Genomic DNA, 8,977 nt, shown 5'->3' with positions numbered 1-8,977 from the left:
GGAGACTACTTCTCATTTACAAATGATCCAACAAATAAGAACACTGCAGATAACTCTTTTGCTTTACAGCTAAACTCTTCAATCGAATTCTAAAAAGTTTGCATTTATAAAAACAAAAAAGCTCCGAAAGGAGCTTTTTTTATCTAGATTGCATTAAAGGCATCGCAAATTGCGGTGTACCCATATTATACATGGATGATTGACTACTATTTTGTGCGTTTCCAAGGATACTAAAACTATCATAAGGAGAAGCCGTTACTGTTGACACAGAAGCAACATCTCTATCACTCTGCTCTTGTAACTTTCTTTGAGCAGCATCATAGTATGATTGATAATATGAATACTTTTGATTGTAGCCATCAACGTCAGCTTGAAGACTATTCATTTTTGATTCAAACATCTTTGTTCTCATACTTTGTGAGTTCTGCCAGTACTGACATCTGATTGGATTTTTCATTCCACCAAACATACTTGTTGCACAGTACTCTTGGTATTTATCATATTCATTTTGTTGAAACTGAGAATACTGAGTCTGCATACTTTGTTGAGCATTTGTATATAACTGTTGAGTTAGATACATAGGTGTAGACTTCCCTCGAGCTGCTTGTGACACAAAACTCCAGTCTCTCTTATCTTCAGATTTATATTTTTTAATTCTTTTTGCGATATTATTTTCTGCATCTTCCATATCTTGTTGCTCTTCACAATCAAGACAAACCTTAGAAAGCTCTGCAGAGTTTGTATAGGCCGTCAGTAGATCTTTACCAGTACTATGTAAGTTGTGTACCTTCATCGTCTCTACACCATCTGTCATACTAATTTCAGAAAGTCCTTCTAGAGCTCCTGTAACTCTTTCAATTCTATTTTCTAAAATTTCTCTTTCTTTAATACTTGCATCAGAGTCAGAATCTTCAAGTTCCTCGTACTTTGCAAGTGATCTTGCTAGCACCTCTTTTGCAGGTTCCGCGATTTCACTATTATACTTTCTTGATAGTACCTGAATCTCTTTTGCCAATTGTTTTGCTTTTCTCTTATGAGTTTTATTTGAAGGGTCATTATATTTTTCAATTTGACTTAGCTTTTCTTCAATCTCATTTGAAATATTTTCACTTTTTTCTTTAATGTCTTTAGTTAGAAGTCTTGCATATACATCTTGAATTCTATTTTGTAACTCAGAGCTATTACCTGTATCTTTTGTAATCAAACGCTCGATAGCATAGATATCACCTTCTTTTGCAGATTGGCAGGCAGCTCTTGCTAAATCCCACTGCTTGTCAAAGTCTGACTTAAATACAAACTTAGCACCATCAGTTGAATCTTTTTCAACACCATAGTCTTGAACTTTACTACAGGCCCAACCACCCTCAGTATCGTCAATCGTTTTATCGTCATACGTTGAGTAGTTATTGTCTTCAAATACTGGACTCGCAAAAAGAATCTTCGAGCTTTTATTAGGGTCCATATCTTCTTGCATTTTAAGAAATGATTTGGAGTAATCAAACTTTTCAGAGCTACTATCCATCTCATAACCAGAGTCTTTCTTCACTAGATACTCATTCTTAATTAAACATCTAGTAACCTTCTCATCCATAGTCATTTTACTAACTAACTCAGAGATATCTTTATCTTTCTCTTCTTCAGTTAAGAATAAGTCGTCTTTTGAAAACTCCTTCAAGTTCACAAACTGGATAATATGGTTATTCTCTCCGTCTAATATTCTGTTTACTTTTAGTGTTGCACACCTTGAAGCAAACTTCTTTAATTCTAACTTAAATTCTTTTTTTGAATGAGCTTCAATAATTGGTAATTCGCCACCATTTAAATACTTTAATTCGTTCATCGAGATAACATTGTTTTCTCTAACTTTTTCTCTACATTGAGCGACTGGAATCTTTGAAGTAACCACTGTGTCAGCACTGACGTTTCCTGCTCCAGGAGTATCTTTATTAGCACCTTTTCTATCATTCTCTTCAGAACCAACAACACTAATGTTTTTGATGGAAAACTCTTTTGCTAATACTGATGGTGCCAAGCTACCAATAGTTAGAAGTATTAAAAGATTTTTATTAAGGCTCATAGTTTATTCCCAATTATCATTTATGATAAAAAATTCTATCTCAGTTAGATTATCGGATGTTTAAATATAAACTTGAATAAAAGGCTTAAAGGTGTCTAAAATCAGACATTTAGACACCAAAATTTATTAATAAATTAGAATAGGACGCTTAGCAAGGATCTTTTGTCCTTTATCATTCTCCAGTGGGGCTTCATCTTCAACTGGAGCTTTCTTAGTATTTTTGGCAATATTTGCTTCTTCTATTTTCTTATACGTTAGAGCTCTTTTTTGTAGATTATCCCCTGTATTATTAAAGATATTTAACCCTAAAAAGCGAATATGGTAATTAACATGTCCCTGATCTTTTATCAGAATTTGCTTTGGAAGCTCATGCCTTCCATTAAATAAGATATAATCAGAGAAGAAGGACTCAACTTCTTCAGTGCCCTTTACCACCTTCATTCTTACTAATCTATGCTCTTCATTAGTAAACCTTGCTGTGACACCATTTAGATCTAAGTTTAAGAAAAAGTTTCTACCCTCTTTGATAAGCTTCAATGACTCACTTTCTGAGTACATACTCATTGCTTTAATTTCTTGAATTTTCTTTTTCTCTTCCTCATCCTCACTTTCAAGAGGAGATTTAAGCTCATCTTTTATTTCATCATTTTCTTTTATAGCTGTAAGGTACTTCTTATACCTGTCAAAGAGATCTACTTTTTCTTTATTCAATGAGTTCTTATTACTTACAAAGCTTTGAGAGTATCTTTTTAAAATGCTAGACATTGCTTCTGACTTATTTAATCCATACATCGTAAGCAAAGAATAAAATAAAGACCTTTCTACCAGCTCATCATTCTTAACTTTAGGAAGGAAGTTATTTAAATATAGAGTACTAACAATATCGTCATTACTCATTTTTCCTTCATTATACTCTACTTGTAAAAACCTTACTCTTTCGTCTGCTTCAATACTGAATATAAACTTATAGTATGAAGGCTTATAATACTCTTCTTCTGTAGCCTCTCTTTCAATCATTGCCTTTAAAACGATTAGATTACCATCGATATCTTGGCTATTTGGATTTCGAAAGAGTCCTTCAACACTAGGAGCAACCGCTAATGTACTAGTGGAGAAAGCTAAGAATAGAATAAAAGAGAGTATTTTCATTTTAAATCCCATAGGTTTTCATTTTTTCTTTAATTATATTAATCATTAATTCTTTTGTAGACTCATCTCTAAGTGCAAACTCTACTGTTGCATTTAAAAAGCCTTCAATATTTCCTGTATCAAATCTATCTCCTTCAAATATATGAGCATAGACTTCGTCTCTACCAGCAAGCATATTAATCGCATCAGTTAACTGATACTCACCACCAACACCACGAGGAATCTCATTCAAGCACTCAAAGATGTTACCTGAAAGAATATATCGACCAGGTGTTGCAAGATTTGTAGGTGCATCTGCTGGCTTTGGTTTCTCAATCATTGTCTTCATAAGAAGAGTTAGTTTTTTATCATCAATGAATTCTCCATCAACAATACCATATCTATAAGTCTCTGAATTAGGTACTTCCATAACTCCAATAACAGATTTCCCATTATTATTTTTTGAAACTTCCATCAACTGCTTAGTGGCCGGAGAATTACCTCTAACTATATCATCTCCAAGGATAACAGAGAAAGTTTCATTCCCAATAATCGGAGCGGCACAATTAATAGCATGACCAAGCCCTAACTGCTCTTTTTGTCTAACAGTTATGATTTCAATCATTGAACTAACATTTTGAATCAGTTCAAGTTCTTTTATCTTACCATTTTGCTCAAGAAAGTTCTCTAGCTCTAGATTTCTATCGAAATAGTTCTCTATTGAGCCTTTACCTGATGAAGTAACAAATATTAATTGTTCAATACCTGAGTCAACTGCTTCCATAACGGAGTAATGAACCATAGGTATGTTGATAATTGGTAACATTTCTTTTGGTGTTTGCTTCGTTGCCGGTAAAAACCTTGTTCCTTTACCTGCAACAGGGATGACGGCCTTCCTAATATTCACTATACTATCCTTGAGTAAACTTTTATTTGGAAAAATTATGAAAATTAGATTATCACATTTATCACTATTGTCCATCTGTCTTGCCTTTACGCTATGTGCTCAAGGTAGAATTTTGGAATATGAAACAACTAGATTAAAGTCTACTGCGGGAGCAGGGGCAGCTTCTCTACTAGTTGAGGAATCTATTTTTCTAAATCCTGCATCAATCTCATTTTTCAATGTTAGTACATTTTATTTCCAAAAAGTTAGTACTGAACAAACACCAGATGATGGAGAGGTTGCAGAGTCTGACGCTATAAGCTTCATTGCTGCAGATACAAAAGGTGCTCTAAAAGGAGCTATCGCGTACACTAAGCAAAATAAAGGTGAAGAACATAGAAAAACGATCGCTGGTTCTATGGCATCTCCTTTAGGAAAAACTGCTTCTTTTGGAGTAAGTTATCAACACATCACAGAGACAACTGTTGACGAATTTCATCAGTCCTCAGAGGAAGACTACAAAAAGTTCACTCTTGGAGTTACTAGAATCCTATCTCCTGAATTCACTATGGGAATTATCGCTGTTGATCCTCTAAGAGAAAGACCTCAAGATTCAAAAGCAATTATAGGCTTCCAATATGTTTTCAAAGATATTATCGCTGTTATGTTAGATGGTGGAGCAGACTGGAAGAATAACCTTTCTTCAACACTTGTTTGGAAGACAGCAGCTCAGGTTAAATTTTTAGATAACTTCTATTTAAGATTTGGTACTTATAGAGACAAGGCCATTAAAGAGCGTGGTTCAGGAGCTGGAATTAGTTGGGTTCAACCAAAGTTAACAATTGAAGTTGCTTTAAAGAATTCAAAGCTCGAAAAAGACACTGAGCTAGATCAAATTGGCGAGAAAGTGCAAGAGACTTCTCTCTCTATGTCATATAGGTTCTAATCTATGAGTGAGAATAACAATCCTCCTGAGGAAAAAAAACGACCAGAAGGAATTACAAATTCTTATAGAGAAAGGCTTAAAGCGCTAAAACAAGCGAGACAATACTCTGTTGCTGGAGATATCCCTAAAGCTGTTGAGAGATACTCAACATATCTCTATGCTTTAGCATCGTATTTCGGTGTTACTGAAGACAAGTTATCGCCAAGCTTTTTTGATACTGAAAAAGAAATATCAGAGCTACTACTTATTAGTCATGCTTACTGGGATCTATCAAAAGCATATGATAGAAGTCCAAACTTACACAAAGAATCTATTCGATGTTTAGATCAATTTGTTAAATTTACTAATGGATTTAAGTATCAGCATATAAATGCACAAATGTTAAAGAAGTTCATTAAAAGAAAACAAGCACATAATATGAAAGCATTTCAAAATGCTTACACAAAAATACAAGTTGATTCAAAGGGATGCTTCATTGCAAGCTATAGCTACGGTCCAGAACATACTGTTACAAATGATCTTAGGAAATTTAAGCAAGCAATTGTTAACTACCGACTAGGCTTTAGATTTGTGGAAGTCTATTATAATACTTCTCCAGCTATCATTAATTTCTTAGAAAAATCTGGAATCTTTGGTTGTTTACTCAACAAGGTTTTTATACGACCAACTTTACTATTAATATCAAAATCAGCAAGACACTTATAAATGGGAATAATTAGAAAACTTATATTAAAAGAGTGGTTTAGATTCTTTATAGGTTCTGTCGTTTCTTTGTTTTTACTAGTTTCAGTCGCTAATCTTATATCTGGATTTCTAAGAGGTAACGTTACTGCCACAGAAGTGATGATTAATCACTTTATTGAAATACCAGGATATCTAAATAAGATTTTCCCTGTCTCATGCCTAATGGCTAGTTTATTTAGTATCAACAAACTTAAAACGAGGAGTGAGCTAACTGCTATTTTCGCTTCAGGATATTCTCGTAAGAACTATATTATTGATTTAATGTTTGCATCACTAATTGTGACTATTATTCAATTTCTTATGAGTTCTTACGTTTCACCTTTTTTTAAATCCCATAGAGAAACTCTTATTTCGGAGTCGACTCATAAGTTTAATAATCTAAAAAGCCAGGGACTAAGGTCTTCCACTATTGGTAGTGGAAAGATGTGGTACAAGTCTGAAGACTACTTCATCTCATTTACAAATTATAATCAAATAAAGAGAGAGCTATATGACGTTACTATATATAAGCTTTCAGTTGATCACTACCTTGAAGAAATTCAAGCTGTAGATAAGATTTTTTGGGAAAAAGGAATATGGATTGGAAAAGACCTTATCCGTTTAGATGACCTTAATCAAAAATCATTCCCTAAAGCCGACAATAGTAAGAACAATATTGTTAATTTATACGAGACTCCTGAAGAGCTTAGACAAATAGAAGCAGATATAACTGTTTTAAATATTGTTAAACTTTGGGAGTACATAAAACAGCTCCGAAGTAGTGGTATTAATATCAATGAATACCTTGTTCTATTTTATGATAAGTTTGCAAACTCTATAATCTGTATTATTTTTGCAATTTTAGCATCAGTTTCAATCTTTAATCCCAATAGAAGAAGTAGCTCTTTTGGTAAGAATATTGCTTCAGTGTTTTTCTTCACTATTCTTTATTGGTTAGTTTATTCATACTTAATAGAACTTGGAAACAATTCTAAAGTAATACCCGTTGCTGCAACCTTCTCAGTTCCATTATCATTTACTATAATATTAATGTTCATATTTTCTAAAAATAGGAAGCTTTCAAAATGACTTCCCTTAGTCCTATAAAAAAACTTACTTTATTTTCAATTCTCTTAGTTTTATCTCTCTATGTTTGGGACATCGGAAACTTAGATGCCATCCGACAAGGAACAGAAGGCTTCTATCTTCAAATCGCAAAAGAGATGTTTGAAAATAATTCAATCTTAACTCCTCTTTATAATGGAGAGAACCACTGGTCTAAACCTCCCTTACAATTCTGGATGGCAAATATATTTTACTTTTTTGGAGGCGGTCCTAGTATTTTCTTATCTAGGCTAGTCATTGTATTCTTTTCCATCTCAACTATCGCTATTGCTTCACATATTGTCTCAAAGATTTTAGCAAAACCATTCTTACTAATTTTTGTATACATATCTGCTACGCTTGGGATGTTTAAGTACTCAAGAATTTTTATGATGGAAATGCCACTCACAATGCTAACAACTATTGGCACATTATATTTCTATCAATACTTAAATAATAAAAAGTACGCAATTCACCTAGCTTCTATCTTCTTAGGCCTCTCGGTGCTAATAAAAGGTCCAGTCTCTCTAGTTATGGCCGGTGGAGGTATAGGAGTTTTTCTTCTTATACAATGGTATATGTTTGGTTTTAAATCATCTGAACTAAAGAAGGCCCTTAAATGTCTCTGCTACTCTCTAGCAATAGCTTCTGTTTGGTTTATTGTCTGTACAATTAAATATGGTCACGAATTCATTGATTACTTCTTCTTAAGAGAAAACTTAGGAAAGTTTGCTTCAAAATCTTATCCTATTAGGCATGTTTTCCAAGGTCTAATTATTTTCTCACTCCCTTGGAGTTTATATTTACCGACAAGTATTGCTCAAATAAAAGACCACTGGACTGACATAAGAAATGATCGCTTCTTAATGTTTTCTAATTGCTGCTTCTTTGTATTTTTTACTCTATGGCTTATTCCATCACAAAGATCGCATCACTATGCGATGCCTTCCTTAATTTTCTTTTTGATCTCTAACTTTTCACTTCTAAATAATTATAACTTAAGTGATAAGAGGCAAAAAATGATGAACCTAGCAAACTATACTATTGCTGGATTAATGGCACTTACGGCTGCGCTCTTTTCATTTTTATTAGTTTTTAAAGATGTTAACTCATCAACATCTCTGACAATAAAAGTTATCTCTACCGTCTGCTTGTTAGTTATTGGTGCTTTTCTCTTTGTTAAAAGTAAGAAACAGATATCTAAATACTTCATTGCTCTTTTTGTTATTGGTAATTTATGGAATATTTTCATTCCATCTTTCATTCTTCCATATATGCCAGAAAGAGTAATTACACTGATCTCTACAAAGGAAGTAAGTGCAGCAGTCAGAAAGCCCTACTTTATTGAAGAGGCCCTAGAGAGGAAAATTCACTGGATTGGTGGTACGAAAATCAGACAATATATCCTTGAAAATAACCACTACTACATTACTCACCAAGCAACAGTAGAAAGATACAACTTGAAAGACCTAACAAACGTTGTAACTACCTGGAAAATATGGAGACGAGGAGTAAAGGCCAAGGACGCCATAAATGCTCTAAGTACTAGAAATATTGACCAGCTAAAAGATACTGTATACCTCTTAGAAAACAAGCCCTTAAAGTAGACTTACGCGCAGCTTCCATGCTATAAGGGCTCATGGAAAATTCAAACTTTTTAGACAATTACAAACTTGAGGGTGAACTCCTTCAAATCTTTACTTACCCCGCTCCAGTTCTCAAAAAAGTTGCAGAACCTGTAACTGAATTTAATGATGAACTTAGGACTCTGTGCAAAGATATGCTTTTTACAATGTATCATGCTCCTGGAATTGGGCTTGCTGCTCCACAAGTTGGAAAGAGTATTCGCCTCTTTGTCATGGATATTGACTATGATCGTGAAGAAGTTACCCGAGCAGACGGAACTGTCGATCATGTTCTCTCAAACTTTAATCCACTTATTTTCATTAATCCGGTTATTAGCAATACTCATGGTGAAGTTCTTTACGAAGAAGGATGCCTTAGTGTTCCAGGAATTTATGAAGAAGTTAAAAGATTTGAGTCAATCACTGTCGACTATCAAGACATGTATGGTGAAAAACAATCTATAAATGCAGAAGAACTACTATCAATT

General features: G+C 33.7%; 8 protein-coding genes. 5 read left to right on the top strand and 3 right to left on the bottom strand.

All coding sequences use genetic code 11. From position 1 onward, the window contains the following. Nucleotides 1-139 precede the first annotated feature (139 nt). The 3 genes from ABX784_RS13495 to galU form a co-directional block, all read right to left on the bottom strand. Nucleotides 140-2,077 carry a hypothetical protein gene (locus ABX784_RS13495; RefSeq protein ID WP_372655582.1) on the bottom strand — a complete coding sequence of 646 codons (1,938 nt, stop codon included), beginning with the start codon at nucleotides 2,075-2,077 and terminating at the stop codon, nucleotides 140-142. 126 nt (nucleotides 2,078-2,203) lie between these two features. Beyond that, nucleotides 2,204-3,226 carry a hypothetical protein gene (locus ABX784_RS13490; RefSeq protein ID WP_372655581.1) on the bottom strand — a complete coding sequence of 341 codons (1,023 nt, stop codon included), beginning with the start codon at nucleotides 3,224-3,226 and terminating at the stop codon, nucleotides 2,204-2,206. A gap of 1 nt (nucleotide 3,227) precedes the next feature. Next, a complete protein-coding gene (galU, locus tag ABX784_RS13485) occupies nucleotides 3,228-4,112 on the bottom strand; it encodes a UTP--glucose-1-phosphate uridylyltransferase GalU (protein ID WP_372655580.1) in 885 nt (294 codons plus the stop codon). Between the two features lie 37 nt (nucleotides 4,113-4,149). On the opposite strand from galU, the gene ABX784_RS13480 reads away from it, so the two are divergent. The 5 genes from ABX784_RS13480 to def form a co-directional block, all read left to right on the top strand. After that, entirely contained in the window at nucleotides 4,150-5,037 is an 888-nt protein-coding gene (locus ABX784_RS13480) for a hypothetical protein (RefSeq protein ID WP_372655579.1), read from the top strand. A gap of 3 nt (nucleotides 5,038-5,040) precedes the next feature. Next, complete coding sequence (locus ABX784_RS13475) at nucleotides 5,041-5,742, top strand: hypothetical protein (RefSeq protein ID WP_372655578.1); 702 nt, start codon at nucleotides 5,041-5,043, stop codon at nucleotides 5,740-5,742. After that, nucleotides 5,743-6,849, top strand: a complete 1,107-nt coding sequence (locus tag ABX784_RS13470) for an LptF/LptG family permease (RefSeq protein ID WP_372655577.1) — start codon at nucleotides 5,743-5,745, stop codon at nucleotides 6,847-6,849. Continuing rightward, the gene (locus tag ABX784_RS13465) at nucleotides 6,846-8,471 is read left to right on the top strand and encodes an ArnT family glycosyltransferase (protein ID WP_372655576.1); all 1,626 of its coding nucleotides are present in this window, start codon (nucleotides 6,846-6,848) and stop codon (nucleotides 8,469-8,471) included. Before ABX784_RS13470 ends, ABX784_RS13465 begins: the two co-directional genes overlap by 4 nt. 32 nt (nucleotides 8,472-8,503) lie before the next feature. After that, nucleotides 8,504-8,977, top strand: a 474-nt coding sequence (def, locus tag ABX784_RS13460) for a peptide deformylase (RefSeq protein WP_372655575.1), incomplete at its 3' end; no start/stop codon positions are given.

This window comes from Halobacteriovorax sp., assembly GCF_041587335.1.
Classification (GTDB): domain Bacteria; phylum Bdellovibrionota; class Bacteriovoracia; order Bacteriovoracales; family Bacteriovoracaceae; genus Halobacteriovorax.
Note: the sequence above shows the minus strand (reverse complement) of the source record. Positions and strands in the feature narration are given on the sequence as shown.

Excerpts from the sequence above, each read along its gene's own strand:
- ABX784_RS13475 (WP_372655578.1), top strand. The coding sequence starts at position 5,041 with ATGAGTGAGAATAACAATCCTCCTGAGGAAAAAAAACGACCAGAAGGA.
- ABX784_RS13490 (WP_372655581.1), bottom strand. The coding sequence starts at position 3,226 with ATGAAAATACTCTCTTTTATTCTATTCTTAGCTTTCTCCACTAGTACA.
- ABX784_RS13480 (WP_372655579.1), top strand. The coding sequence starts at position 4,150 with ATGAAAATTAGATTATCACATTTATCACTATTGTCCATCTGTCTTGCC.
- ABX784_RS13470 (WP_372655577.1), top strand. The coding sequence starts at position 5,743 with ATGGGAATAATTAGAAAACTTATATTAAAAGAGTGGTTTAGATTCTTT.
- ABX784_RS13495 (WP_372655582.1), bottom strand. The coding sequence starts at position 2,077 with ATGAGCCTTAATAAAAATCTTTTAATACTTCTAACTATTGGTAGCTTG.
- ABX784_RS13465 (WP_372655576.1), top strand. The coding sequence starts at position 6,846 with ATGACTTCCCTTAGTCCTATAAAAAAACTTACTTTATTTTCAATTCTC.